This is a genomic window from Mycobacterium interjectum, assembly GCF_900078675.2.
Lineage (GTDB): Bacteria > Actinomycetota > Actinomycetes > Mycobacteriales > Mycobacteriaceae > Mycobacterium > Mycobacterium interjectum.
Genome location: NZ_LT546237.1, coordinates 3,275,073 through 3,301,519, shown reverse-complemented (window position 1 = coordinate 3,301,519; position 26,447 = coordinate 3,275,073). Strand labels below are relative to the sequence as shown.

The window sequence follows — 26,447 nt, the reverse complement described above, 5'->3', positions numbered from 1 at the left end:
CTAGAAAATATCCGGTACCTGCGGTACTGTCTGGACATTGCACGTCCAAATGTAAACCTCGGTGGGGAGGCTTGGAATGGACAGGACGCGAATGGTCCGGCGTTGGCGACGCAACATGGAAGTGCGCGACGACGCCGAGTACGTGAACATGCTTGCCACACTGTCCGAGGGGTCGGTGCGGCGAAACTTCAACCCCTACACCGACATCGACTGGGAATCAAAGGAATTCGCCGTCACAGAGAGCGACCCACGGTGGATCCTGCCGTTGACCGACCCGCTGGGGCGGCATCCCTGGTACCAGGCCCAGCCCGAAGAGCGCAAGATCAAGATCGGCATGTGGCGGCAGGCCAACGTGGCCAAGGTGGGGCTGCACTTCGAGTCGATCTTGATCCGCGGCCTGATGAACTACACGTTCTGGGTGCCCAACGGCTCGCCCGAATACCGCTACTGCCTGCATGAATCGGTCGAAGAGTGCAACCACACCATGATGTTCCAGGAGATGGTGAACCGCATCGGCGCGGACGTCCCGGGCATGCCGCGGATGCTCAAGTGGCTCTCGCCGCTGGTTCCGCTTGTCGCAGGCCCGTTGCCGGTGGCGTTCTTCATCGGTGTGCTCGCCGGCGAAGAGCCCATCGACCACACGCAGAAAAATGTGCTGCGCGAAGGCAAGTCGCTGCACCCGATCATGGAGCGGGTGATGGCCATCCACGTGGCCGAGGAGGCCCGGCACATCTCGTTCGCGCACGAGTTCCTGCGCCGGCGGCTGCCGGAGCTGACCAAGCGGCAGCGGTTCTGGACGGCGCTGTACCTGCCGCTGACCATGAAGATGTTGTGCCGGGCGATTGTGGTGCCGCCCAAGGCCTTCTGGCGCGAGTTCGACATTCCGCGCGAGGTCAAGAAGGAACTGTTCTTCCGGTCCCCGGAGTCGCGCAAGTGGCTCAGCGACATGTTTGGTGACGTGCGGATGCTGGCTTACGACACTGGGCTGATGGAAACGCGGTCCGCCCGGCTGATGTGGCGCCTCTGCAAGATCAACGGCAAGCCGTCGCGCTACCGCAGCGAGCCGCAGCGCCAGCACCTGGCCGCCGCACCGGCCGCATAGGGCTGCGCGGGTTCTTTTATGCCGCACGTTATTACCCAGTCGTGCTGCAACGACGGGTCCTGTGTTTTCGCGTGCCCGGTCAACTGCATCCACCCGTCACCGGACGAGCCCGGGTTCGCGACATCGGAGATGCTCTACATCGATCCGGTGGCGTGCGTGGACTGCGGCGCGTGCGTGGGCGCGTGCCCGGTCGGCGCCATCGCGCCCGACTCCCGGCTGGACACCAAGCAGCTGCCGTTCGTCGAGATCAACGCGTCCTTCTACCCGAAGCGGCCCGAGGGCGAGAAGCTGCCGCCCACCTCGAAGCTGGCCCCGGTGATCCCCGCCGCCGAGGTGCGCGCCCGCCGTCGGCCATTGACCGTGGCGATCGTCGGCTCGGGCCCCGCGGCGATGTATGCCGCCGACGAGCTGCTCACCCAACATGGCGTGCGGGTCAACGTATTTGAGAAGCTGCCGACGCCCTACGGACTGGTGCGCGCCGGGGTGGCGCCCGACCACCAGAACACCAAAAGGGTCACCCGGCTTTTCGACCGGATATCCGGCCACCGACACTTCCGGTTCTACCTGAACGTCGAGATCGGCAGGCACCTGAGTCATGCGGATCTGTTGGCCCACCATCACGCCGTCGTGTATGCGGTGGGTGCACCCGACGATCGTCGCCTGGGCATCGACGGCATGGGTCTGCCGGGCACCGGGACCGCCACCGAGTTGGTGGCGTGGCTCAACGGGCATCCTGAGTTCACCGATCTGCCAGTCGATCTCGATCACGAGCGGGTGGTGATCATCGGCAACGGCAATGTCGCCCTCGATGTGGCCCGCGTCCTCACGGCGGACCCCGACGACCTGGCCCGCACCGACGTCTCCGGCCATGCGCTCGAGGCGTTGCGGCGCTCCGCGGTGCGCGAAGTGGTGATCGCCGCCCGGCGCGGGCCGGCCAATTCGGCTTTCACCCTGCCCGAACTGATCGGGCTCACCGGCGCCTCCGACGTCGTGCTCGACGCCGGCGACCGTCGGCGGGTGGCAAGCGATCTGGCCGCCGTGTCGGACCCGCTGACCAAGAACAAGCTGGAGATCCTGAGCATGCTGGGCGACGATTCGGCGCCGGCGTCCCGCCGGCGAATCCGGCTGGCCTATGCACTCACGCCGCACCGCATCCTCGGAGAGCGGTGTGCCACCGGAGTCGAGTTCACCGTCACCGGCTCCGAGGAGGTGCGCCGGCTGGAGGCCGGCCTGGTGCTGACGTCGATCGGTTATCGCGGCAAGGAGATTCGTGGGCTTCCGTTCGACGAATCGGCGACCGTCGTGCCCAACGACGGCGGTCGTGTGGTGGACCCAGGCTCCGGCCGTCCGGTGCCCGGCGCCTACGTCGCGGGTTGGATCAAGCGCGGACCAACGGGGTTCATCGGCACGAACAAGTCCTGCTCCCTGCAAACCGTCCAGGCGCTGGTGGCCGATTTCAACGCCGGCAGGCTGACCGACCNTGCTCGCGGTCGCCGCGGCCGCGCCGGCGACGCCGCGGCGACGCCGGCTGCTGGCCCGGCTGTCTGGTGGAAGCTAACCGGCTCCCTGCCCGGACATCGCGGCGGTGACCTCCTCCATGCTGACTTCCCGCACCGGCTGACCCATCGACCAGTGGTGGCCGAACGGGTCGGCGACCACGCCGTAACGGTCACCCCAGAACTGGTCGTCCAGCGGGGCCACCACGGTGGCGCCGGCGTCCAGCGCCCGCTGGAACTTGGCGTCGACGTCGGTGACCGTCAGGTGGATGGTGACCGGCGTGCCGCCCAGGGCCGTGGGCGTCATCGACTTGCCGCCACACACCTCCGGGAAGTCGTCGTTGAGCATCACGGTGAAACCGTTGACGCGCAGCGCGGCGTGCACCAGCTTGCCGTCGGGACGGGGCACCCGGCCCAGCTCCTCGGCTCCAAATGCCTTGACGTAGAAGTCGATCGCCGCGGCGGCGTCGTCGACGACGAGGTGCGGGCACAGTGCGGGTTCGATGTTGATCGCCATGGTGATCTCCTTGTTGTCGGTCTCCCGCGCCAACCCGGCGTGGGCCGGCACACGGTTATTGACTCGTCCCGCGACGGAAATTAATCGGAGTCATCGCGGCACGCGCCCATTCAATCGCCGGGCACCGACAAGCACCGGACGCGAGCGTGACCACAGCACGAAATGTTGGGCCGAAATTCGCGGTGTGGTTACACCCCGCGCAGATCAGGCGTGGGTGAGAACCCGGTCCCAGCCCTCGACGGCGTTCGGGCTGCGCGGGCCCGGGCCCACATAGATGGCCGAGGGCCGCANTTGACCAGGCCGCGGGCGTCGCCGGTGCGCTCGACCTCTTCGAGCATCGGCAGCACCCGGGCCGGCGCCCCGCCGTGCAGCGGGCCGCTCATCGCCCCGATCGCCCCCGACAGCGAGGCGGCGACGTCCGCACCGGTCGAGGCGATCACCCGCGCGGTGAACGTCGAGGCGTTCATGCCGTGCTCGGCGGCCGATACCCAGTAGGCGTCGATGGCCTCGACGTGCCTGGGGTCGGGCTCGCCCTGCCAGCGGGTCATGAATCGCGCTGTGACGGTTGGGCATTCGTCGATGACCCGCTGCGGCACGGCGGGCTGATAGATGCCGCGGGCCGACTGCGCGACATAGGACAGGGCCATCACCGAGGCCCGGGCCAGCTGATCGCGGGCGGTGGCGTCGTCGGTGTCCAACAGCGGCTTGTAGCCCCAGATCGGCGCCAGCATCGCCAGGCCGGCCTGCACGTCGACCCGCACATCGCCGGTGTGGATCGGCAGCGGGAAGGGCTCGGCGGGCGGCAGCCCGTGACCGAACTTGCCGTCGACCAGCAGCGCCCACACGTCACCGAACGTGACCTGCTGAGTCACCAGGTCCTCGATATCCACGCCGCGGTAGCGCAGCGCGCCGCCGTCTTTATCCGGTTCGGCGATTTCGGTGGTGAACGCCACCACGCCCTCCAGGCCGGGGACAAAGTTTTCCGGGACAGTCATGCGGAAATTCTCGCACCCCACGGCCGGGCGGATGCTACCGGCCGGTAGCAACCCCCGGTAGCGTTGGCGTAATGGCAGGACCGGGCCCCGGAGCAGGCTCCGAAACAGGACGAGAACACCTGGAGAGAATGCGCGTGGAATACGGGTCGGTCGAGAAGGACGGCAGCCCGGACCTGGACGCGGACTGGCTGGCCGACGGGTGGCTCGCTTTGTTCCGCAGGTGGCTTGACGACGCCGAGCGCGCCGGCGTGGCCGAGCCGAACGCCATGGTGCTGGCAACCGTCGCCGGCGGCAGGCCGGTCAGCCGAGCGGTGTTGTGCAAGAGCGCCGATGAGACCGGAATCACTTTCTTCACCAACTACGACTCCGACAAGGGCGCCGAGCTGGCCGCGACGCCGTACGCGTCGGCGACCTTCCCCTGGTTCCTGTTGGGCCGGCAGATCCACATCCGCGGCCCCGTGACCAAGGTGGACCCCCAGGTGACGCGGGACTACTGGTCCATGCGGCCGCGCGGCTCACAACTGGGCGCCTGGGCGTCACACCAATCGCGGCCGATCGCGTCGCGCGCGGCGCTGCTGGGCCAGCTCGCCGAGGTCACCGCGCGCTTCGCCGACTCGGAAACCGTCCCGGTGCCGCCCAACTGGGGCGGATACCTCCTCGCGCCCGAGGTGGTCGAATTCTGGCAGGGTCGGGAAAACCGGGTGCACAACCGGATTCGGGCCATCGGCGCTCGGGTCGAGCGCCTTCAGCCCTGACCCTTGCGCTTCACGACGGGCGCATCCGGCCTCGCTATGACATCCGTCACGTCGCAAACTCGGCGCGGCTTAACCGTCCGATGGCCGCGGGACCCGCGGACCGGACCCCGGGCAGGCGCGCCGTCCCGATAACGACTACCTTCAGCTGTAAGCACCGAGTCAGGGCAGCCATATCAGCCAGAGCGCAAAGGGGTTCTCGTGGCCGACACCGACGACACCGCAACTCTGAAGTACCCAGGGGGCGAGATCGACCTCGAGGTCGTGCACGCCACCGAAGGAGCCGACGGGATTGCGCTCGGCCCCCTGCTGTCCAAGACCGGCTACACGACGTTCGACAACGGCTTCGTCAACACCGCCTCGTGCAAGAGCTCCATCACCTACATCGACGGCGACGCCGGCATTCTGCGATACCGCGGCTATCCGATCGAGCAGCTCGCGGAGAAGTCGACCTTCATCGAGGTGAGCTACCTGCTCATCTACGGCGAGCTGCCGAACAAGGAGCAGCTGGACGAGTTCACCAACCGGATCCAGCGGCACACGATGCTGCACGAGGATCTGAAGCGCTTCTTCGACGGCTTCCCGCCCAACGCCCACCCGATGCCGGTGCTGTCCAGTGTGGTGAACGCGTTGAGCTCCTACTATCCCGATGCCCTGGACCCCGTGGACAACGGCCAGGTCGAGCTGTCGACCACCCGGCTGCTGGCGAAGCTGCCCACGATCGCCGCGTATGCCTACAAGAAGTCGATCGGACAGCCCTTCCTCTACCCGGACAACTCGCTGAGCCTGGTGGAGAACTTCCTGCGGATGACGTTCGGGCTGCCGGCCGAGCCGTACCACGCCGACCCGGAGATCGTCCGGGCGCTGGACATGCTGTTCATCCTGCACGCCGACCACGAGCAGAACTGCTCGACGTCGACGGTGCGGTTGGTGGGCTCGTCGCGGGCCAACCTGTTCACATCCATCTCCGGCGGCATCAACGCGCTGTGGGGTCCATTGCACGGCGGCGCCAACCAGGCGGTGCTAGAGATGCTCGAGCAGATCCGCGAGAGCGGCGACGACGTCGGCGAATTCGTCCGGAAGGTGAAGAACCGCGAAGCCGGAGTCAAGCTGATGGGCTTCGGGCACCGCGTCTACAAGAACTACGACCCGCGGGCGCGGATCGTCAAGGAGCAGGCCGACAAGATACTGGCCAAGCTCGGCGGCGACGACGACCTGCTGAGCATCGCCAAGCACCTCGAAGAGGCGGCCCTCACCGACGACTACTTCGTCGAGCGCAAGCTCTACCCCAACGTCGACTTCTACACCGGCCTGATCTATCGGGCGCTCGGTTTCCCGACCCGGATGTTCACGGTGCTGTTCGCGCTGGGACGGCTGCCGGGCTGGATCGCGCACTGGCGTGAGATGCACGACGAGGGCGACAGCAAGATCGGCCGCCCGCGCCAGATCTACACCGGGTACACCGAGCGCGACTACGCGACCATCAACGACCGCTAGTTACCGCTCGCCAGGGAAGCCAGCACCGCCATCGCGGCGTTGTGGCCGCCGATGCCCGACACCGCCCCGCCGCGGCGGGCGCCCGAGCCGCACAACATGATTCGATCATGCGCGGTGGCGACCCCCCAGCGCCGCGCCGGCGTGTCCAGCGGGTCGTCGTCGTCGGCGAACGGCCACGTGAGCCCACCGTGGAAGATGTTGCCCGCAGTCATCCCGAGCTTGCGGTGCAAGTCCAGGGTGGTCGTCGTCTCGATGCATGGCAGGCCGTGCGCATCGCTCATCAGCACCTCCTGAATCGGCTCAGCCAGAACGGAGTTCAGCGACGCCAGCACCGATTCCGTCAGTCGGTCGCGCAGGGCGCCGGAGTAGCTGCCGTCGAACAGCGAGTGCGGGGTGTGCAGGCCGAACACCGTCATCGCGTGGGCGCCCGACTGGCGCAACTCGTCCGGCAAGATGCTCGGGTCGGTCAGCGAATGGCAATAGGCTTCGCAGGGCAGCGGATTCGGGATGTGCCCGCCGGCCGCGCGGCGATACGCGCTGTCCAGTTGGGTCCAGGTCTCGTTCGCGTGGAACGTCCCGGCGAACGCCTGCTCGGGTGTGACGCCGCCGTCGCGCAATCGGGGCAGGCGGTGCAGCACCATGTTCACCTTGACCTGTGCACCCTGGGCCGGGACCGCCGGCCGCGTGCCGAGCAGGCCGGCCAGGACCGTCGGTGTGACGCCGGCCAGCACGAAGCGGCCCCGCACCTCGTGCTCTTTCTCGCCGCAGCGGTAGCGCACCCCGCCGTCGGGTTCGACCGCGAAAACATCTGCACCGATGATGATTTCGGCGCCATAGCCGGAGGCCGCCGACACCAGGGCGCTAGTCAGCGAGCCCATCCCGCCGACGGGGACGTCCCAGTGCCCGGCGCCGCCGCCGAGCACGTGGTAGAGGAAGCAGATGTTCTGCCGCAGTGAAGGGTCGTCGAGGGGAGCGAACGTGCCGATCAGCGCGTCTGTCGCGATCACGCCGCGGACCAGGTCATTGCCCACCGCGTCGGTGATGGCGCGGCCGATCGGCTCGTCGACCATGGCCCGCCATGCGGCGGCCGCGTCGGGATCGCCGCCGTCGATGACGTGCCGGCGGGCCTGCTCGCGGGTGCGCAGCGGCTCGAGCAGCGTGGGCCAGAGCGGTTCGGTCACCGCCCGGCAGCGTTGGTAAAAGGCGGCGAAACGGCCCTCGTCCTCGGCCGCGCCGATGGCACCGAACGTCCCGGGGCGCCCGACCAGCAGCCCGCTGCGGCCCCTGGTGCCGGGATCCGGCGTGTACGACGAATACGGCCGGCGGGCCAGTCGCACCGCGGCGCCCAGGTCGTCGACGATGCGGGCCGGCAGCAGGCTGACCAGGTAGGAGTAGCGCGACAGACGAACCCCCACCCCGTCGAAGGCCTGCGCCGAAACCGCGGCGCCGCCGGGCCGGTCCAGGCGCTCCAACAACCGCACCCGAAGGCCCGCCCGGGCGAGATAACCGGCCGCGACCAACCCGTTGTGGCCGCCACCGACGACTACGGCATCGAGGGCGTCGTCGTCGCTCAGTTCAGGTAGCCCTCGACCTCGTCGGGCGGGCGCACCAGCGCCTCGCGCGGGTCACCACCGGTTTCGCGCAGCGCGCGGCGCTGCCGCAGCAGGTCCCAGCACTGGTCGAGCTCCACTTCGACTCGGCGCAGGCGATCCTGCTCCTCCGACGTGCTGATGTCGCCGTGCTGCACCTGCGACCGCAGCGTTTTCTCCTCGTCGACGAGGCTGCGGATGTAAGCCAGGGTTTCGCTGTCGGTCGGTTTTCTGCCGTTTCCCATCGCTCCAGTGTGCCCGACCTGGCAGGCGCCGCCGCGTCGAATCGGTAGGCTGCATATCGCCTGCAAAACGAAAGCGCGGGTGACTAATGAGCGAGGGGGCAATGGTGGGGTTAGGGGTGGATTTGCGGCAAGCGCCCGCAGATACCGACTTGGGGCCGGATCCGGAATTGCACCGGCGGCCGCTCGGCCTTCCGTGGATGATTGCAGTCATGGTTATTCCGTTGCTGATTGCGGCGATCGGTTACGGCGCGTTCGAGCGACCCCGACCCACGCATGGCCCGGCCGGTGCGGCGCCGACGAGCAGGGCCGCCGCTCGGAAGCTGTCGCTGGCGCCGCTCTCGATTACCCGAATCGGGAATAGCTATACCCTCAGCGGGGATTTCCCCGACGACTCCGCGAAAGCCACGTTACTGGGGGCGCTTAATGGGGCGCTGCCGCCGGGCGTCAACATCGTCGATCAAATCCGCATCAATCCCAATATCGACGCGCTCGACTTCGCAAAAGCGGGACCATTTTTCAAAGACAGCGCCTCGATTCCCGATTTCAGTCTCACGGTGAGCGGTGACACCATCACCTTCGCCGGCACCGCCGCGTCGCAGGACCAAAACAACACCGTCCACCTGGAGGCGGTGCGCATCTGGTCCAATCTCAACGTCGTTGACAAGCTTGTGATCAACGGGCAGGTCCCGCCGCCCGCGGCGCCGGCCGCCGTGCAGTGCAACGACCTGCAAGCGGCGATCACCGCGGTGACGGGTGGACCGATCGCGTTCGCAACTGACGGGTTCAGCCTGACCCCGGCCGATGAGCCGATACTGACCCAGGTGTCGGACAAGCTCAAGGCGTGTCCGACCGCGCATCTGACGCTCAACGGCTACGCCGACAATTCGGGCGTCGAGGCGATCAACGTCCCGTTGAGCACCCAGCGGGCGCAAAAAGTCGCCGATTTTCTCGTTGCCCATGGCGTCGCAGTCCCCCAGCTGGTCGTCAAGGGCCTCGGCTCGGCAAACCCCATCGCGTCGAACGACACGGCGGAGGGCCGCGCCAAGAACCGTCGCGTCGAAATCGTTGTCAGTTAAGGAGATCCGGCATGGATTTCGTGATCCAGTGGTTGTGGTACCTCCTCGCTTTCGTGGCAGGCTCGGCCGTTGCGCGGGTGATCGCCAACATCATGAACAAACGCGTCGACGTTGACGAAGTCCCTTCCGCCTCGACGGCTCGCGGAATAGGCGGGGAGCGATGAGCCACGTGCACTGGCTGCTCTTCAGCCTGTCTTTCGTGATGGGTTTGGCGTTGACGCTCGCGCTCGCGGTGCGCCCCGTCAAACGTCCGATGCCGGCGGCAGCGCCCGCGGACGCGTTGGCCGGCGCCGCGGATGTCGAGTCCGAGCCGGCCACGACGAGGATTCCGGCCCCGTATGAGTTCTTCGCGATCGACGTCCCGGGCGACGACCACGCGCCGACAACCACGCGCCCCGTCGAGCAGGAGTCACCGACAAGTGTGATTCCCGTCGAGGAAGAACCGCCGACGACAACGATTCCGGTCGAGGAACACCCGACGATTGCGATTGAGGTGGAGCAGGAGCCGCCGGCGGCGGAGCCTGCCGTGGCGGATGAGTCACCTGCGACGGAGGTCCGCGTCGCCGAAGCGTCGCCGGCCCTGGACCTCCTCGCAAAGCGAGAACACCCGACGACAATCATCCCGGTGGAACAAGAGCCGCCGGCCGCGGGGCTTCCTGTCGCGGATGAGCCGCCGGCCGCGGGGCTTCCTGTCGCGGATGAGCCGCCTGCCGCGGGGGTTCCCGTCGCGGATGAGCCGCCGGCCGCGGACTTTGCCGTCTCGAATGAGTCACCTGCCACGGAGCTTCCCGCGGAGCAAGAACACCCGACGACATTTATCCCAGGGGAGCAAGAGCCACCGGCCGCGGAGCTTCCCGAGGGGGACGAGCCCACGGCGACTCCGGAGACGAAAAAGCAGCCCAAGAAAAGGTTTTCGTTCATCAGAAGGTTCCTGGTGAAGAGGGCCGCGGCTGCCCAAGAGCCGAAGGCCGACGGCTCGGCCCCGAAGAAGGCCCCGCCGAGGAAGGCTCGCACGCCCGCGAAAGGGGCACCGGCGAAGAGGCTTCCGGGCGCGCGGAAGGCGCCGCCGCGGAAGGTCCCACCGGGCAAGAAGATTCCGCCCGGCAGGAGGCCCCCGGGCGCCAAGGGACGCCCGGTGAAAAAGGCGCCGCCCGGCATGCGGCCGCCGCTGAAGGAGCTGCCGGCCGCGGAGTCGCCCACCACATGGACGCCCGTCTTGCCGTATGAGCCCTACGGCCCCGGCTCGGCCCGCGCCACCCCGGACGGTGGCGGACCGTCGGGTTGGCTGGTGAAGGGCCGTTCGGATACCCGGCTTTACTACACGCCCGAGGACGAGACCTACGATCCGACCGTCGCCCAGGTCTGGTTCAAGGACGAAGAGTCCGCGGCACGGGCCTGTTTCACGCCGTGGCGCAAGAGCTCGCGGAAGTAACCGCCGAACGTGGAGTTGTTGCGCCAAAAGGCGTGATTTCGCGCAACCACTCGACGTTCGGAGCAGCGTCAGCCCGGGGCAGGGATGCGCAGCAGGAGCCGCGCGCCGCCCAGCGGGCTGTCTTCCAGCGAGGCCGTCCCGCCGTGCAGGTGGGCCTGCTGGGCCACCAGGGCCAGCCCTAGGCCCGAGCCCGAATGCGAGGCGGTCGAGCCCCGCGAGAACCGCTCGAACACCACGTGGCGCTCGGCCTCCGGAACCCCGCTGCCGTTGTCGTCGACGGCGATCTCCACCCCGGCCCGCGAACTGACCGCCGACAGCTGAACCCGGGTCGCGCCACCGTGTTTGACGGCGTTGGCGATCGCGTTGTCGACCGCCAGCCGCAACCCGGCCGGCAGCCCCACGATGATGCAGGTCGGCGAAGGCGCCAGCGACACTTCGAGTTCCGGGTAGACCCGCATCGCGTCGTGCGCGGCGCGGTCGAGCAACTCGGTGATGTCGACCGGAACCTGATCGTCCGACGTCGACAGCTGGCCCTGGGCCAACCGCTCCAGCGCGCTCAGGGTGGCCTCGATCCGCGACTGCGTGCGGATGACGTCGTTGAGCACTTCTTTGCGCTGGTCGTCGGCCAGGTCCAGGGTGGAGAGCACCTCGAGGTTGGTGCGCATCGCGGTGAGCGGAGTGCGCAGCTCGTGGGAGGACACCGCCGCGAAGTCGCGCGCCGATTCGAGCGCCTCCTTGGTCCGGATCTGCTCGTCCCAGATGCGCTGCAGCATGCCTCGCATCGCCTCGGCGATCTCGACGGCCTCGCTGGCGCCGTGCACTTCGACGCGCGGCGCCTCGTCCCCGGCGTCGATCAGCCGGGTCTGCTGGGCGAGCTGTTTGAACGGGCGCACCGCGAAAACGGCCAGCAGCCATGCGAACACCGCTGCCGCGCCGATGGCGAATCCGCAGATCAGCATCACCCGGCGGTGCAAGTTGTTGGTCTCGGCGATGGTGGCGTCATACGTCGCGCCTACGGCGAGCGAACTCGGCCCGGGCCCGGGAATCTCCACCGTCCGGACCCGGTAACGCACCCCGTTGACGTAGGCGTCGCCGTAGTCGACATCCAGCTTGGGCAGCGTGACGTCGGAGTTCGACTTGACCAGGTTGCCGCGGCGGATCGTCATGATGGCGTCGCGGTCGTTGGGCGAACGCGGGATTTCGTCGAGGCCGCGCGGCAGGAAGGGGATCGCGAAACCGGCCGCCTCGTCGAGCCGGCGGTCGAGCCGCTCCTTGCGGTCGTTGGTGATTCCCACCCAGACCACGGCGCCGACGATGAGCACCGGGATCGCGGCGCCGATGGCCGTCGCGAGCACCACCCGGGTCCGCAGCGAGGGCGTACGGGCGAAGATCCGGGACAGAAGGTTCATGGCCGCGTCATCTGGTTACTGCGTGGTTACTGCATTCGCAGCACAAACCCGACTCCGCGGACGGTGTGCAGCAGCCGCGGGCCGCCGTTTGCCTCCAGCTTGCGGCGCAGGTAGCCAATGAACACGTCGACGACGTTGGTGTCGGCGGCGAAGTCATACCCCCACACCAGCTCCAACAGCTGCGCGCGGGACAGTACCGCGGTCTTGTGCTCGGCCAGCACCGCCAGCAGGTCGAACTCCCGCTTGGTCAGGTCGACGTCGACGCCGTTCACCCGCGCCCGGCGGCCGGGGATGTCCACCTCCAGGGGCCCGACGGTGATGGTTTCCGAGGACGACGTCGCGGTGGAGCCGCGGCGGCGCAGCAGCGCCTTGACCCGCGCGACCAGCTCGGCCAGCACGAACGGCTTGACCAGGTAATCGTCGGCGCCGGCCTCCAGCCCCGCCACCCGGTCGTCGACCGAGCTGCGGGCGGACAGCACACAGACCGGCACGTCGTTGTCCATGGCTCGCAGCGCCGTGACGACGCTGACGCCGTCCAGGACGGGCATGTTGATGTCGAGCACGATCGCGTCCGGGCGCGTCTCGGTGGCGCTGCGCAGGGCCTCGGCGCCGTCGACCGCCGTCGACACCTCGAACCCGGATAGGCGCAGGCCGCGTTCCAGCGAGGCGAGCACGTCAGAGTCGTCGTCGACGACCAAGACCCGAGGCGAGGTGGCACCAGTGTCCATGCGGCCCATTGTGCCGGATCGCTGCTTTCGGCGGTGGGAGGCGCGACTTGGCGCCGGCAGACGCAATAGCCCCCCAAACCGGTCCCGATTAGGGACTTTTGCGTTCGCTCTCCGTTAACGACGCCCCNCCGCTCCGGCCGCCGCGACGCCACGACGGAGTCCCACGCCGGCATCTCGGGCGTCGGCTCGGGCGGCTCCGGATCGGACAGCGGCTCGGGCGGGTCGGCGATCACACGCAGCGCGCGATCCAGCGTGCGGCGCAGCTCCTCGAGCGGGACGACGCCGTCGATCACCCCGTGGCGCTGCAAGTTCTCCGCGGTCTGGATGCCGGCCGGGAAGGGTTCGCCGTAAAGCAGCTCATACACCCGGGGTCCGAGAAAGCCGATCAGGGCGCCCGGCTCGGCGACGGTGATGTGGCCCAGCGACCCCCACGAGGCGAACACCCCGCCGGTGGTCGGGTGGCGCAGGTAGACCAGATAGGNCGTTAACGACGCCCCAGGCCGCTCAGCTGCACCGCCAGCTGCCGTCGCACGCCGGGGACGCGCGCGGCCAGGCGCATCGCCGAGTTGCGGATCGGTCGCAGCGAGCGCGGCAGGGTGGAGACGCGGGTCAGCCGCCCGGTCAGCTTCAGCACCTGCTCTGCCCGCCCACGCTGCGTGGCGGCGTAGGCGTCCAGCGCGGCGTCGGAACTCCCGCGGAGGACGTCCGTGAGCGCGCCGCCCAATGCGATCGCGTCGGCGATGCCAAGGTTCATGCCCTGGCCACCGGCGGGGCTGTGCACGTGGGCCGCGTCGCCGGCAAGCAGCAGCCGGCCGTTCCGGTAGTTGTCGGCGACGCGGTGGTGGATGTGGAATCGCGTCCCCCACAGCAACTCGGTGACCTTCAATTCGCCGGGCCCGAAGCCCCGGGCGTCCAGCAGGCCCTGGACGAACTCCGCCGACGGTTCCTTCGGTGCGTTCGCGACCGGGGCGACGATGCGGAAGATGTCGCCCGGCAGCGGCGCCAGCACGTTCAGGCCCTCCCGGGCATAGAACAGGATCACCTCGTCGCGGGGCGCCGCGCCGGCCAGCCGGACGTCGGCGAGCGCGAACGATTCGGCGAATTCGCCTCCGGTGAAACCGATTCCGGCGTGTTCGCGGACGGTGCTGTGCATGCCGTCGGCCCCGACGACGTAGCCGGCCCGGATGGTCTCGCCGTCGTCGAAAGTGGCGGTGACGCCGCCCGTGTCCTGGGCGAGGCGGCTCAAGGTCTTGGGCCGGATCACCTTCCCGCCCAGTTCGTGCAGGCGCTCCAACAGCAGCCGTTCGGTGTCGGCCTGCGAGAGCATCAAGGTGTACGGATGCTTCGTGGGCAGCCCGCTGAATTCGACCGGCATGAGGATGAGCCGGCCCTGGCGGATCGTGAATCGCGGCGCGATCAGCCCCGCTTTGACCATTCGCCGGGCCACGTCGAGATCCTCCAGCACCTCCAGGGTGCGGGCGTTCACCGCGGCCGCGCGAGTGGTGTTCTGCCCCTCGGCCAGCCTGTCCACCAGGACCGCGCGCACCCCGCGGGCGATCAGCGAAGCGCCCAGCGCGAGGCCGGTGGGCCCGGCGCCGACCACCAGGACGTCGGTGTCGTTCATGGAAGGCCCCTCTCGTCTTAGGTCAACGCTTGTTGGCATAACTCCATGCTGGCGCGGCGATGCGCGGATGTCAACACTTGTTGGCCTACAATTGTTGACATGAGGAGATCGTCGGAAGAAACCAAGGCGGCCATCCTGACGGCCGCTCGCGAGCGGTTCGGCGCATCCGGGTTCCAGGCCGCCACCATCCGGGCCATCGCCGCCGACGCCGGGGTCGATCCCGCGATGGTGATGCGGTACTACGGCAGCAAGGACAAGCTGTTCGCTGCGGCGGCGGACTTTGACCTGAGGTTTCCGGACTTGGCCTCGACTGACCGGAGGCAGGTCGGGCGGTCTGTGGTGCGCCACTTCCTCGAACGCTGGGAGGGCGACGAGGCGCTGGTCATCCTGCTGCGCTCCAGCGCCACCAACGGCGAAGCCGCCCAACGGATGCACGAGATCTTCGGGGCCCAGCTGCAGCCGCTGGTCGCCACCCTGGTGCCCGCCGGGGAATCCGGTGTGCGGGCCGGGCTGATCGCCACGCAGATCCTCGGTATGGCGCTGTGCCGCTTCGTGTTACGACTGCCCCCGGTCGTCGAGATGTCGCGCGACGAAATCGTCGATTGGCTCGGGCCGACGATCCAGCGCTACCTCGGGCTGCCCGACGACGACGCCGCCATCGCCGAGACATAAGCCATTGCAACGTTTCCGCCCGGCGTGTCGTGTGCGTGGTTTACGTGTCGAGGAGGCGTCCGGATTCAACGCAGCCCGATGCGGCGGTAACGCCGCAGGCGCGCGTCCAAGCGCTCGGCCGGGGGCGTCTCGCGCAGCGCCCGTACCTCCGCGGCGATGGCGCGCGAGAGTCGTTGGCTGAACTCGACCGGCTCGTCGGCGGCGTCGGGATGCTCGGGCACGATCGCGTCGACGATTCCGGAGTCCAACAGATCACGCGACCGAATCCCTTGGGCGGCAGCAAGTTCCGGAGCATGGGCGGTGTCGCGGAAGACGATCGCGCTGGCTCCCTCCGGCGGCAGCGGCGCCAGCCAGCCGTGCAGCGCGGCCAGCACGCGGTCGGCGGGCACCATCGCCAGCGCCGGTCCACCGCTGCCCTGACCCAACAGGACCGACACCGTCGGGGTCTCCAGCGTGACGAGCTCGGCCAGGCACTGGGCGATCTGGCCGGCCAGCCCGCCCTCCTCGGCCTCGGCCGACAGCGCCGGTCCGGCGGTGTCGATCAGCAGCACCAGCGGCAGGCGCAGCTCGGCGGCCAGGGCCATGCCGCGCCGGGCCTCACGCAGCGCCGCGGGACCGACCCCGCCCATTTCCGATTCGCCCGGGCCACGCTGCTGGCCGAGGACCACGGTGGGCTGACCGTTGAAGCGGGCCAGCGCCAGCAGCGTCGTCGCCGCCTCCCCGCCGCCCGTGCCGGACAACAGCACGCAGTCGGCGGCGCCGTGCCGCAGCAGAGTCTCGACACCGGGCCGCTCCGGCCGCCGCGACGCCACGACGGAGTCCCACGCCGGCATCTCGGGCGTCGGCTCGGGCGGCTCCGGATCGGACAGCGGCTCGGGCGGGTCGGCGATCACACGCAGCGCGCGATCCAGCGTGCGGCGCAGCTCCTCGAGCGGGACGACGCCGTCGATCACCCCGTGGCGCTGCAAGTTCTCCGCGGTCTGGATGCCGGCCGGGAAGGGTTCGCCGTAAAGCAGCTCATACACCCGGGGTCCGAGAAAGCCGATCAGGGCGCCCGGCTCGGCGACGGTGATGTGGCCCAGCGACCCCCACGAGGCGAACACCCCGCCGGTGGTCGGGTGGCGCAGGTAGACCAGATAGGGCAGGTGCGCGCGCTTGTGCAGCGTGACGGCCGCGGCGATCTTGACCATCTGCAAAAACGCGACCGTGCCCTCCTGCATGCGGGTGCCGCCGGAGCTCGGCGACGCCAGCAGGGGCAGCCGCTCGGCGGTCGCGCGTTCCACGGCGGCGGTGATGCGCTCGGCCGCGGCCACCCCGATCGAACCGCCGAGGAAGTCGAACTCGCACACCACCACCGCCACGCGGCGCCCGGATATGCGGCCCTCGCCGGTGAGCACCGCTTCGTCCAGGCCGGTGGCGGCGCGCGCCTCGGCCAGCTCCCGGGCGTAGGAATCCGACACCGGAACCGCCATCGGATCGCTGTCCCAGCTGACGAACGAGCCCTCGTCGAGCACGGCATCCAGCAGCTGTCCGGTCGTGGTGCGGGTCACCAGACGAGGCTATATAGGCTGGGTTGATGATCGGCGTGACCCAGACCGAAGCCGTTATGACCATCGAGCTGCAGCGCCCCGAGCGTCGCAATGCCCTGAATTCCCAGCTCGTCGACGAGCTGCGGGAGGCCATCGCCAAGGCCGGCGACGACGGATCGACCCGCGTGATCGTGCTGACCGGCCAGGGCACCGTATTCTGCGCCGGCGCGGACCTGTCGGGGGACGCCTTCGCCGCCGACTATCCCGACCGGCTCATCGAGCTGCACAAGGTCATGGACGCGGCTCCCATCGTGGTGATCGGGGCCATCAACGGCCCCGCCATCGGCGCCGGTTTGCAGCTGGCCATGCAATGTGACCTGCGGGTCGCCGCGCCCGACGCTTTCTTTCAGTTTCCGACCGCGAAATACGGCCTGGCCCTGGACAACTGGAGCATCCGCCGGCTGTCGTCGCTGGTCGGCCACGGACGGGCCCGCGCCATGCTGCTGACCGCGGAGAAGCTCACCACCGAGGTGGCGCTGCAGACCGGAATGGTCAACCGCATCGGGACGCTGGCCGACGCCCAGGCCTGGGCCGCCGAGGTCGCGGGCCTGGCGCCGCTGGCGATACAGCACGCCAAGCGGGTGCTCAACGACGACGGCGCCATTCAGGAAGCCTGGCCGGAGCACAAAGANTCGGCGCGTCGCCCGCGTCGATCCGGGCGGTGGCGGAGGCGTCGCCCAACTATTCCGACGGCGAGTTCGTCAACCTCGACCCCGCCTCGATCTACAAGATGGACCGCGAGGAGTTGCGGCTCATCGTGTGGGAGCTGCTGGCCGGGCGCGGCGGCAGCCGGCCGAAAGCGCCGATCCCGTTGGCCGCGCCCGAAATCTTCGACGGCGCCGCCAGCCGGCTGGCCGTCAGCTGGTTCGGCCACTCGACGGCGCTGGTGGAGATCGACGGTTACCGGGTGCTCACCGATCCGGTCTGGAGCGACCGATGCTCGCCGTCGGACGTCGTCGGGCCGCAGCGGCTGCATCCGCCGCCGGTGCAATTGGAGGGGCTGCCCGCCGTCGATGCGGTGGTGATCAGCCACGACCACTACGACCACCTCGACATCGACACGGTCCTTGCGCTGGCGCACACCCAGCGGGCCCCGTTTTTCGTGCCACTGGGGGTCGGCGCCCACCTGCGTGCGTGGGGAATTCCCGAGCACCGCATCGTCGAACTCGACTGGCATCAGGGCGCCAAGCTGGACGAGCTCACCGTGATTTGCATGCCGGCGCGGCACTTTTCGGGGCGATTCCTGGATCGCAACACCACGCTGTGGGCGTCCTGGGCCTTTCTTGGCCCGAGTCATCGCGCGTATTTCGGCGGCGACACCGGCTACACCAAGAGCTTCGCGCAGATCGGGGCCGACCACGGCCCGTTCGACCTGACCCTGCTGCCCATCGGCGCGTACAACACGGCATGGCCGGACATCCACATGAACCCCGAGGAGGCGGTTCGCGCGCACCTGGACGTCACCGACTCGGGCTCGGGGCTGCTGGTCCCCATCCATTGGGGGACGTTCCGGCTGGCCCCCCACCCGTGGGCCGAGCCGGTCGAGCGGGTGTTGAAGGCGGCTGAACCCGCACACGTACAGGTGGCTGTGCCCCTACCGGGCCAACGCATCGATCCCGCCGCGCCCCGCAGCTTCAACCCCTGGTGGCGGCTCTAACCCACGTTAGAGTTCCGCCATGACGAAACGTGCGGCGACGGCCGCTGTGGCGCTGGCCTTGCTCGCGTTGACGGGGTGCCGGCCCGCGCCGCCAGTGTCCTCGCCACCGCCCGCTCCGTCTGGCGCGCCGCCCAACGAGGTGTCGGGCGTCGAGATCCCCGCCGGGCGCATCGACGACGCCATAGCAAAGGTCGACGGCCTGGTCGGCGACCTGATGAAGAGCACCGGCATCCCCGGCATGGCCGTGGCCATCGTCCACGGCGGAAAGACCGTATATGCCAAGGGCTTTGGGGTCAGAGATACGAGTAGAGGTGACGCACAAGACAACAAGGTCGACGCCGACACCGTCTTCCAATTGGCGTCGGTGTCGAAATCGGTCGGCGCGACGGTGGTGGCACACGAAATCAGCGGCAACGTCGTCGCCTGGGACACGCCCGTGGTGTCGAAGCTGCCGCGGTTCGCGCTGAGCGATCCCTATGTCAGCGGCCACGCGACGATCGCCGACCTGTATTCGCACCGCTCCGGGTTGCCCGACCACGCCGGTGACAAGCTGGAGGATCTCGGCTACGACCGCCGGCAGGTGCTCGAGCGCCTGAAGTACTTGCCGCTCGCGCCGTTTCGAAACAGCTACGCCTACACCAACTTCGGCGTGACCGCCGCGGCCGAGGCGGTGGCGGCGGCGGCGGGCAAACCATGGGAAGACCTCTCCGATGAGGTGCTGTACCGCCCGCTGGGTATGGCGGCCACGAGTTCGCGCTTCGCTGACTTCATCGCCAAGCCCAACCGCGCCGCCAACCACGTCAAGGTCGGCGACAAGTGGGAGCCGCGCTTTCAACGCGATCCGGATCCCCAGTCGGCCGCGGGCGGGGTGAGCTCGACGGTCAACGACATGGCGCGCTGGCTGATCATGTTGCTGGGCAACGGAACTTACCAAGGCCAGCGCATCGCATCACCCGAGGCGCTGCTGCCGGCGACCACCGCGCAGGTCGTCTCGGCTCGCGCAACCACACCCAAGGCACGCTCCGGCTTCTACGGATACGGCTTCAACGTCTCGGTGGCCTCGTCTGGCCGCACGGAATACAGCCATTCCGGCGCTTTCTCGTTGGGGGCGGCGACGAACTTCGTGGTGATGCCGTCCGAGGACCTGGGCATCATCGCGCTCACCAACGCCGCACCCATCGGCGTGCCGGAGACGCTGACCGCCGAATTCATGGATCTGGTGCAGTACGGCCAGATTCGCGAGAACTGGTCCGACCTGTACCGGCAGGCGATCGGTTGGATGAACAACCCCGAAGGCTCGCTGGTCGGCAAGCAGCCCCCGGCCACCCCCGCGCCGCCCAGACCGCTTAGCGACTATGCCGGCGTCTACGCCAGCGACTACTGGGGCCCGGCGGTGGTGACCGCGCGCGACGGCGCGCTACAGCTGTCGGTCGGGCCGAAGAATCGGACATTCACGTTGGCGCACTGGGACGGTGACACGTTCACCTTCCCGGTTACCGACGAAAACGCGCCGCCCGGAACCATTTCCAAGGCTACGTTTTCTGGTTCGCCGGTGCCCACCCTGAACCTGGAGTACTTCGACTCCGACAAGCTGGGAACCTTCACCCGATGATCGCGGGCCTCACCGATGCCGAGGTGGCACAGCGGGTAGCCGCGGGCTTGAGCAACGCCGTCCCGGAACGCGCCACCCGCAGTGTCGCGGCAATCGTTCGGGCCAACGTCTTCACCCGGATCAATGCGATCCTGGGCGTGCTGCTGGCGATCGTGCTGGCGACGGGCTCGGTCATCAACGGGCTGTTCGGACTGCTCATCGTCGCGAACAGCGTCATCGGCATGGTCCAGGAGATCCGAGCCAAGCAGACGCTGGACAAGCTTGCGATCGTCGGACAGGCGAAACCGTTGGTGCGCAGGGAATCCGGCACTCGAACACTGTTGCCGGGCGAGGTTGTGCTCGACGACATCATCGAGCTGGGGCCCGGGGATCAGGTCGTCGTCGACGGCGAGATCGTCGAGGGGGAGAACCTCGAGGTCGACGAGTCGCTGTTGACCGGCGAAGCGGACCCGATCACCAAGGCCCCGGCCGACGCGGTGATGTCGGGCAGCTTCGTGGTCACCGGCGTCGGCGCCTACCGCGCCACCAAGGTCGGCCCCGAGGCCTATGCCGCCAAGCTCGCCGAGGAGGCCAGGAAGTTCAGCTTGGTGAAATCCGAGCTGCGCAATGGGATCAACCTCATTCTGCAGTTTGTCACCTACCTGTTGGTGCCGGCCGGTCTGTTGACGATCTACACGCAGTTCTTCACCACGCACGCCGGGTGGCGGCAGTCCGTGCTGCGCACGGTCGGCGCGCTGGTGCCCATGGTGCCCGAGGGCCTGGTCCTGCTGACGTCGGTGGCGTTCGCGGTCGGGGTCATACGGCTGGGGCAACGCCAGTGCCTCGTGCAGGAACTGCCCGCCATCGAGGGCTTGGCGCGGGTCGACGTCGTGTGCGCCGACAAGACCGGCACCCTCACCGAAAGCGGTATGCGGGTCGCTGAGGTCATCGAGGTGGGCGCCGCGCACTCCGAAGCGGTCGCCGACGCACTGGCCGCGCTGGCCGCGCAAGACGCCCGACCCAACGCGAGCATGCAGGCCATCGGCGCGACGTACGACCGGCCACCCGGGTGGACGCGCACCGCGACTGCGCCGTTCAAGTCGGCCACCAAGTGGAGCGGCGTGTCCTTCGGCGATCACGGTGACTGGGTGATCGGCGCGCCCGACGTTCTGCTTGATCCCACGTCGGCCGAAGCGCAACGGGCCGAGGTGATCGGGGCGCGAGGGCTGCGGGTGCTGCTGTTGGGTCGCTCCGAGTCGGCGGTGGATGATCCGGCGGCGCCGGGCCGGGTCACGCCGGTCGCGCTGGTGGTGCTCGAACAGAAGGTGCGCCCCGACGCCCGCGAGACGCTGGACTATTTTGCGGCCCAAGATGTTTCGGTCAAGGTGATCTCCGGCGACAACGCGGTGTCGGTGGGCGCCGTCGCGGGCAAGCTCGGGCTGCGTGGCGACGCGGTGGACGCGCGGCGATTGCCCACCGAACCGGCGGAACTGGCCGACGCGCTGGACGATCACACCACCTTCGGCCGGGTGCGGCCCGACCAGAAGCGCGCCATCGTGCGCGCCCTGCAATCGCACGGCCACACCGTCGCGATGACCGGCGACGGCGTCAACGATGTGCTGGCCCTCAAGGACGCCGATATCGGTGTCGCGATGGGCGCCGGCAGCCCGGCGTCGCGCGCGGTGGCGCAGATCGTCCTGCTGGACAACAGGTTTGCCACGCTGCCGTATGTGGTCGGCGAGGGTCGGCGGGTGATCGGCAACATCGAGCGGGTCGCCACCCTGTTCCTGACCAAGACGGTGTACTCGGTGCTGCTGGCGCTGCTGGTGGGCATCGAATGCCTGCTCGCCAAACCCCTCCACGCCGACCCGCTGCTGTACCCTTTCCAGCCGATCCACGTCACCATCGCGGCATGGTTCACCATCGGGATCCCGTCGTTCATCCTGTCGCTGGCGCCCAACAACGAACGCGCCCACCCGGGCTTCGTGCGGCGGGTGTTGAGCTCCGCGCTGCCGTCGGGACTTGTCGTCGGCGTCGCGACGTTCGTCTCCTACCTGGTGGCCTACCACGGCCGGCACGCGTCGTTCCAGCAGCAGGACCAGGCGTCGACCGCGGCGCTGATCACGTTGCTGGTGAGCGCGCTCTGGGTGCTCGCGGTGGCTGCGCGCCCGTACCAGTGGTGGCGGGTGGCGCTGGTCGTTTGCTCCGGCCTGGCATACGTGGTGATCTTCAGCATCCCGCTGGCCCAGCAGAAGTTCCTGCTCGACCCGTCCAATCTGGTGGTGACGTCGACCGCGCTGGGGATTGGGGTGCTGGGCGCCGCCGCGATCGAGGCGACCTGGTGGATCCGGGCCAGGATGCTGGGCGTGCAGCCGCGGCTGTGGCGCGAGCCGGTGGCGGCCGCCAAGTAAAATTCCGGGCGAATCCTCGGGGAAGGGACACGAAGATGGGATTCCTGGACAAGGCCAAGGACCTGCTGTCGCAAAACGCCGACAAGGTCGAGATGGCGATAGACAAGGCCGGCGAATTCGCCGACGACAAGACGCAGGGCAAATACTCCGACACCATCCACAAGGTGGCCGAAGAGGCCAAGAAGGCGGCCGATTCCGCCGCCAACAACGACCCGCAGAACTGAGCGCATGGCGAAACTATCTGGATCCATCGACGTACCGCTGCCTCCCGAGGTGGCCTGGAAGCACGCCTCCGACCTGTCGCGGTACAAGGACTGGCTGACCATCCATCGGGTGTGGCGCAGCACGTTGCCCGACGACATCGACAAGGGGACGGTCATCGAGTCGATCGTCGAGGTCAAGGGCATGTACAACCGGATCAAGTGGACGGTCGTGCGCTACAAGCCACCGGAAGGCATGACCCTCAACGGCGATGGCGTCGGCGGCGTCAAGGTCAAGCTGCTCGCCAAGGTGCAACCCGCTGGCGAGGGCTCCGTCGTCAGCTTCGACGTGCACCTCGGGGGTCCGGCGCTGTTCGGCCCGATCGGCATGATCGTCGCCGCCGCGCTGCGAGGCGACATCAACCAATCGCTGCAGAACTTCGTCAGGGTGTTCACGGCGCCCGATCCGCGCATGAACGGCCATGGCGGCGCCCACCGCTGACCTTTCGGCCGATGAGTTTTCGGGTCGGCGCCAGTCGGTATGTGTGAACCCCGATGACGGGGCCAGGACACACGACAGATAGGGAGGGGTCATCGTGCCCATCCGTGACGACGCGCCGCGGGGCGCGCCCTGCTGGATCGATCTGACGACGTCGGACCTCGACCGTGCCCAGGACTTCTACGGCACGATCTTCGGCTGGACGTTCGAGTCCGCCGGACCCGAGTACGGCGGATACGTCAACGCCGCCTGCGACGGTCATCAGGTCGCCGGCCTGATGGCCAACCGGCCCGAGTTTGGATCGCCGGACAAATGGGCCACCTACTTCCGCACCGACGACATCGACGTGACCATGTCGGCGGCGACCGCGGCGGGTGGCGCGGCGTGCATGGGGCCGATGGAGATTCCGGCCAAGGGACACATGGGCCTGGTGACCGACCCGTCGGGCGCGCTCTTCGGGCTGTGGCAGCCCTTGGAGCACCGCGGCTTCGAGGTGATCGGGGAGGCCGGCTCGCCGGTGTGGCACCAGCTGACCACCCGCGACTTCGCCGCCGCGGTCGACTTCTACCGCGAGCTGTTCGGGTGGCGCACCGAGCAAGTCTCCGACACCGACGAATTCCGTTACGTCACGGCGTGGTTCGGCGACCAGCAATTGCTCGGCGTGATGGACGGCGCCCGCTGCCTGCCCGACGGCGTCCCGTCGAATTGGACGATCTTCTTCGGCGCCGAGGATGTCGACAAGACGCTGCGGGTGATCGCCGAGCGCGGCGGCGCGGTGGTGCAGGCGGCCGAGGACACGCCCTACGGCCGGTTGGCCGCGGCGACCGATCCGACGGGCGTGATCTTCAACCTGTCGTCGCTGCAGAGCTAGCGCGGCCGGGGAGTTGGTCACACCGGCGCGGCGGCGAGTCAGCTAATCTCCCAACCATGACCCGCCGCCTGCGCCCTGGTTGGCTGGTGGCGTTCTTCGCCCTGGTGGTCTCCGCGAGCGCCTGGATGCCGTGGCTCACGACGGCGGCGGGCGGCGGCGGCTGGGCCAACGCCATCGGGGGCACCCACGGCAACCTGGAGCTGCCGAGGGGCTTCGGTGCGGGACAGCTCATCGTGTTGCTGTCCTCGACGCTGCTGGTGGCCGGGGCGATGGTGGGCCGCGGCCTGTCGGTGAAACTCGCTTCGGTTGCCGCGCTGGTGATTTCGCTGCTCATCGTGGCGCTGACGGTGTGGTACTACAAGCTCAACGTCAACCCGCCGGTGTCGGCCGAGTACGGGCTCTACGTCGGCGCCGCCGGCGCCGCCGGCGCGGTGCTGTGCTCGATCACGGCGGTGATCGCGGGGTTGGCCTCCGGGCGATCGAGCCGGTGAGGCTTCACGCAGACGGGAACTTGTGCTTACCCGAGCCGGTGCTGTCCTCGGGCTCGTTGACGCCGAACACGAAGGGCGCGAACACTATTTCGCGGCCGTCGGGGTCGCGATAGGTGACCGCACCCGCCGCCTCCCAGTAGGGATGCTGCTCCACCGGTGCCAGGCTCGCCGCCCGCAGGCGCTCGATCGCGGCCTGCTGCGCCTCCCGGTCGGGAAAGTACAGGCACAGCTGTTCGTGCGGATCGACGGCGACGGGGTCGACCGACTCGACGATTTCCAGCGTCAGGTTCCAGCTGGGCAAGCCGAAGATGGCACCATTACTGCCGTAGCTGGCCTCGAACGTTTCGTAGAGGGGCAGCCCCACCAGCTCACGGTAAAACCGCACGGTCTCGGCGAAGTTCGACGTGCGCCTGGCGAAGCGGATGGCGCCGAGCGGCGCCAAGTGCGGGGGCCAGTGTGTTGCGCGATGGTTCGATCCGGGCCACATCGTCACAGGCCCGCCCCGCTTGCCGCCGAGTCCGCGGTATGCCAGCGCCGAAGCTGATCGCCGGGCGCCCACGTCGAATGCGTGCCGCTGGAAATGCGTTCCGGCAGCTGCAGTTTGCACACCGGGCCGTCGGTGATGCGGGCGGCGTCGAAGACCACGCAGTACGAGGCGTCGGCGTTCATGTCGGTGGTCAGGGTGACCAGGTAGCCGTCGTCCTCTCCGGTTGCGCCGACCCGCGGCGCCATGGCGGTCTCGCTGCCGTAGATACCGTCGCCGAAGGAGATGCCCTCCTGGTTCCCGGAGAGCAGATCGTGCTTGACCAGGCCGTCGAACAGGAACCAGCCCGGTTTGCCCGTGGCGGCGTAGGTGTACCGGTAGTTGCGCGCGGCATAGTCGGGATTGATGGTGCCGAACTCGGTGATCGATTCCGACAGTTGCTCCTCTTTCACCGCGCCGGTCACCAGGTTGAAGCGCCACCGGTGCAGCCGGGCCTGCAGGCGATCCAGCGCCAAGAAGCGAAAAAGCTTGTCCCACTTGGTTCCGCCGGTGTCAAGCGGTTGAGGATCGCCCTCGAAGAAGCCGTCAAGCACGATCTCGTCGCCGTCCTCGTAGGCGTTGACGAAGTGCAGCACGAAGGTCGGGTCCGCCTCGAACCATCGGATGTCGTCCCTCGAGCCCCGGCGGGGGAGCACGGCGAAGCGCGACGGGATGTCGGGATAGAAGCGCGGCAGGTGCACGTCGTGCTCGAGCAGCCTGGGATCCCAGAACAGCGGGAAATCGTTGAGTATCACGTAGTTTTCGGTGAACGCCATGTCGTGCGGCAGCCGCGGCCCGGGCAGCGGGATGTCGGTGTAGTGGACCAGTTCGTCGCTGTCGTCGACCGCGCCGTAGCGCATATAGGGCTCTTGCTTGCTGTAGCTGAAGAACAGCAACTCGCCGGTTCGGCCGTCCACTTTCGGATGCGCCGACACGCCCCAATCGGCGGGAAAGCGCCCGTTCCACGTCTCCTTGCCGAGGGTGTTGGCGGAGTACGGGTCGAGCCGGTACAGGTCGCCGCACTGGTAGAAGCTGGTCAGCGCGATACCGCGGTGGACGATCACGTCGGTGCTAGACGCGTCCTTCATCCGGGTGCGAGCCCCCCAGCCGTCCTCCCGTTTTGCCAGTTGCACCGCCTCGGCCAGGCCCGGCCACAGCGGTTCGCCGGCCTCGTTCTCCGCCAGGAATCCATCCGTGCGGACAAAGCGGTTGCGGTAGAAGGCCTTTCCGTCGCGGAAGCCGACCACGTGCAGCATGCCGTCGCCGTCGAAGGGGTGGTAGGTCTTGAGCGCGGGGTGCAACGGGTTCTCGGTGTTGCGCAGGTAGATGCCGTCCAGGTCGTGGGGGATTTCGCCCGCCACGGCGGTGAGGTCGTCGGCGTCCCACTCCGTTGTCTGCGGGCGCCAGGGCCCGGTCCGGTAGGGGTGGTCGTCGTCTTCGGGCAGGGTCGACAGGAACTTGCCGACGATCTCAACATCCAT

Annotated in this window: 23 protein-coding genes and 5 pseudogenes; 17 read left to right on the top strand and 11 right to left on the bottom strand. The window is 68.4% G+C overall.

Annotated features, from left to right (window positions below):
* Positions 1 to 76: 76 nt before the first annotated feature.
* Both BN4348_RS50190 and BN4348_RS50185 read left to right on the top strand, forming a co-directional pair.
* Entirely contained in the window at positions 77 to 1,102 is a 1,026-nt protein-coding gene (locus tag BN4348_RS50190; RefSeq protein ID WP_066915560.1) for an AurF N-oxygenase family protein, read from the top strand.
* Between the two features lie 18 nt (positions 1,103 to 1,120).
* A pseudogene (locus BN4348_RS50185) lies at positions 1,121 to 2,581 on the top strand (FAD-dependent oxidoreductase); the annotation flags it as partial.
* Between the two features lie 75 nt (positions 2,582 to 2,656).
* On the opposite strand, the gene BN4348_RS50180 reads toward BN4348_RS50185, so the two are convergent.
* A complete protein-coding gene (locus BN4348_RS50180; RefSeq protein ID WP_084454427.1) occupies positions 2,657 to 3,115 on the bottom strand; it encodes a VOC family protein in 459 nt (152 codons plus the stop codon).
* A 293-nt stretch (positions 3,116 to 3,408) separates the two neighbouring features.
* A pseudogene (locus tag BN4348_RS50175) lies at positions 3,409 to 4,110 on the bottom strand (citrate synthase 2); the annotation flags it as partial.
* 71 nt (positions 4,111 to 4,181) lie between these two features.
* On the opposite strand from BN4348_RS50175, the gene pdxH reads away from it, so the two are divergent.
* On the top strand, positions 4,182 to 4,865 hold the full coding sequence (gene pdxH / locus BN4348_RS50170; protein ID WP_372514171.1) for a pyridoxamine 5'-phosphate oxidase: 684 nt from the start codon (positions 4,182 to 4,184) through the stop codon (positions 4,863 to 4,865).
* Positions 4,866 to 5,063: 198 nt separating this feature from the next.
* A complete protein-coding gene (locus BN4348_RS50165) occupies positions 5,064 to 6,359 on the top strand; it encodes a citrate synthase (protein WP_066915556.1) in 1,296 nt (431 codons plus the stop codon).
* On the opposite strand, the gene BN4348_RS50160 is transcribed toward BN4348_RS50165, so the two are convergent.
* Positions 6,356 to 7,933, bottom strand: a complete 1,578-nt coding sequence (locus tag BN4348_RS50160; RefSeq protein WP_066915554.1) for a phytoene desaturase family protein — start codon at positions 7,931 to 7,933, stop codon at positions 6,356 to 6,358. The two genes, BN4348_RS50165 and BN4348_RS50160, sit on opposite strands and share 4 nt — an antisense overlap.
* The gene (locus BN4348_RS50155; RefSeq protein ID WP_066915552.1) at positions 7,930 to 8,193 is read right to left on the bottom strand and encodes a DUF2630 family protein; all 264 of its coding nucleotides are present in this window, start codon (positions 8,191 to 8,193) and stop codon (positions 7,930 to 7,932) included. Before BN4348_RS50155 ends, BN4348_RS50160 begins: the two co-directional genes overlap by 4 nt.
* 86 nt (positions 8,194 to 8,279) lie before the next feature.
* On the opposite strand from BN4348_RS50155, the gene arfA reads away from it, so the two are divergent.
* The 4 genes and pseudogenes from arfA (at position 8,280) to arfC (BN4348_RS63155) (ending at position 10,701) form a co-directional block, all read left to right on the top strand.
* Positions 8,280 to 9,269, top strand: a complete 990-nt coding sequence (gene arfA, locus BN4348_RS50150; protein WP_235852793.1) for a channel-forming protein ArfA/OmpATb — start codon at positions 8,280 to 8,282, stop codon at positions 9,267 to 9,269.
* A gap of 11 nt (positions 9,270 to 9,280) precedes the next feature.
* Entirely contained in the window at positions 9,281 to 9,433 is a 153-nt protein-coding gene (gene arfB / locus BN4348_RS60525) for a channel accessory protein ArfB (protein WP_167670476.1), read from the top strand.
* Positions 9,430 to 9,519: pseudogene (gene arfC, locus BN4348_RS63160) on the top strand (channel accessory protein ArfC); the annotation flags it as partial. The gene arfB and the pseudogene arfC (BN4348_RS63160), both read left to right, overlap by 4 nt.
* A gap of 3 nt (positions 9,520 to 9,522) precedes the next feature.
* Positions 9,523 to 10,701: a channel accessory protein ArfC, sunset domain variant gene (gene arfC / locus BN4348_RS63155; protein ID WP_443677756.1), complete on the top strand. Its 1,179-nt coding sequence runs from the start codon at positions 9,523 to 9,525 to the stop codon at positions 10,699 to 10,701.
* A 68-nt stretch (positions 10,702 to 10,769) separates the two neighbouring features.
* On the opposite strand, the gene BN4348_RS50135 is transcribed toward arfC (BN4348_RS63155), so the two are convergent.
* The 4 genes and pseudogenes from BN4348_RS50135 to BN4348_RS50120 all read right to left on the bottom strand — a co-directional run bounded on the left by BN4348_RS50135 (position 10,770) and on the right by BN4348_RS50120 (position 14,462).
* Positions 10,770 to 12,110: a HAMP domain-containing sensor histidine kinase gene (locus BN4348_RS50135; RefSeq protein ID WP_066915550.1), complete on the bottom strand. Its 1,341-nt coding sequence runs from the start codon at positions 12,108 to 12,110 to the stop codon at positions 10,770 to 10,772.
* 26 nt (positions 12,111 to 12,136) lie between these two features.
* A complete protein-coding gene (gene prrA / locus BN4348_RS50130; protein ID WP_096866189.1) occupies positions 12,137 to 12,847 on the bottom strand; it encodes a two-component system response regulator PrrA in 711 nt (236 codons plus the stop codon).
* A gap of 110 nt (positions 12,848 to 12,957) precedes the next feature.
* Positions 12,958 to 13,317: pseudogene (locus BN4348_RS50125) on the bottom strand (carboxyl transferase domain-containing protein); the annotation flags it as partial.
* 5 nt (positions 13,318 to 13,322) lie between these two features.
* Positions 13,323 to 14,462 (bottom strand): FAD-dependent monooxygenase, encoded by a 1,140-nt coding sequence (locus BN4348_RS50120; protein ID WP_066915534.1) that lies wholly within the window; start codon positions 14,460 to 14,462, stop codon positions 13,323 to 13,325.
* Positions 14,463 to 14,561: 99 nt separating this feature from the next.
* Between BN4348_RS50120 and BN4348_RS50115 the strand changes: the two genes are divergently transcribed.
* On the top strand, positions 14,562 to 15,134 hold the full coding sequence (locus BN4348_RS50115) for a TetR/AcrR family transcriptional regulator (RefSeq protein ID WP_066915533.1): 573 nt from the start codon (positions 14,562 to 14,564) through the stop codon (positions 15,132 to 15,134).
* A gap of 65 nt (positions 15,135 to 15,199) precedes the next feature.
* Here BN4348_RS50115 and BN4348_RS50110 read toward each other — a convergent pair whose 3' ends face one another.
* Positions 15,200 to 16,684: an acetyl-coenzyme A carboxylase carboxyl transferase subunits beta/alpha gene (locus BN4348_RS50110; protein ID WP_066915529.1), complete on the bottom strand. Its 1,485-nt coding sequence runs from the start codon at positions 16,682 to 16,684 to the stop codon at positions 15,200 to 15,202.
* A 26-nt stretch (positions 16,685 to 16,710) separates the two neighbouring features.
* Between BN4348_RS50110 and BN4348_RS50105 the strand changes: the two are divergent.
* The 8 genes and pseudogenes from BN4348_RS50105 to BN4348_RS50070 form a co-directional block, all read left to right on the top strand.
* Positions 16,711 to 17,352, top strand: a pseudogene (locus tag BN4348_RS50105) (enoyl-CoA hydratase); the annotation flags it as partial.
* Entirely contained in the window at positions 17,250 to 18,380 is a 1,131-nt protein-coding gene (locus BN4348_RS50100) for an MBL fold metallo-hydrolase (protein ID WP_407937928.1), read from the top strand. The pseudogene BN4348_RS50105 and the gene BN4348_RS50100, both read left to right, overlap by 103 nt.
* A 19-nt stretch (positions 18,381 to 18,399) precedes the next feature.
* Positions 18,400 to 19,992, top strand: a complete 1,593-nt coding sequence (locus BN4348_RS50095) for a serine hydrolase (protein ID WP_066915525.1) — start codon at positions 18,400 to 18,402, stop codon at positions 19,990 to 19,992.
* Positions 19,989 to 22,382 carry a cation-translocating P-type ATPase gene (locus BN4348_RS50090; RefSeq protein ID WP_066915524.1) on the top strand — a complete coding sequence of 798 codons (2,394 nt, stop codon included), beginning with the start codon at positions 19,989 to 19,991 and terminating at the stop codon, positions 22,380 to 22,382. Before BN4348_RS50095 ends, BN4348_RS50090 begins: the two co-directional genes overlap by 4 nt.
* Positions 22,383 to 22,417: 35 nt before the next feature.
* The gene (locus BN4348_RS50085) at positions 22,418 to 22,606 is read left to right on the top strand and encodes an antitoxin (protein WP_066915523.1); all 189 of its coding nucleotides are present in this window, start codon (positions 22,418 to 22,420) and stop codon (positions 22,604 to 22,606) included.
* 4 nt (positions 22,607 to 22,610) lie between these two features.
* A complete protein-coding gene (locus BN4348_RS50080) occupies positions 22,611 to 23,084 on the top strand; it encodes a type II toxin-antitoxin system Rv0910 family toxin (RefSeq protein WP_066915522.1) in 474 nt (157 codons plus the stop codon).
* A 94-nt stretch (positions 23,085 to 23,178) separates the two neighbouring features.
* A complete protein-coding gene (locus BN4348_RS50075; protein ID WP_066915520.1) occupies positions 23,179 to 23,952 on the top strand; it encodes a VOC family protein in 774 nt (257 codons plus the stop codon).
* Positions 23,953 to 24,008: 56 nt separating this feature from the next.
* A complete protein-coding gene (locus tag BN4348_RS50070; RefSeq protein ID WP_066915518.1) occupies positions 24,009 to 24,443 on the top strand; it encodes a hypothetical protein in 435 nt (144 codons plus the stop codon).
* Between the two features lie 4 nt (positions 24,444 to 24,447).
* On the opposite strand, the gene BN4348_RS50065 is transcribed toward BN4348_RS50070, so the two are convergent.
* Together BN4348_RS50065 and BN4348_RS50060 are read right to left on the bottom strand one after the other, a co-directional pair.
* Positions 24,448 to 24,930, bottom strand: a complete 483-nt coding sequence (locus BN4348_RS50065; protein ID WP_066915510.1) for a VOC family protein — start codon at positions 24,928 to 24,930, stop codon at positions 24,448 to 24,450.
* Positions 24,931 to 24,932: 2 nt separating this feature from the next.
* Positions 24,933 to 26,447: a carotenoid oxygenase family protein gene (locus BN4348_RS50060; RefSeq protein ID WP_066915508.1), complete on the bottom strand. Its 1,515-nt coding sequence runs from the start codon at positions 26,445 to 26,447 to the stop codon at positions 24,933 to 24,935.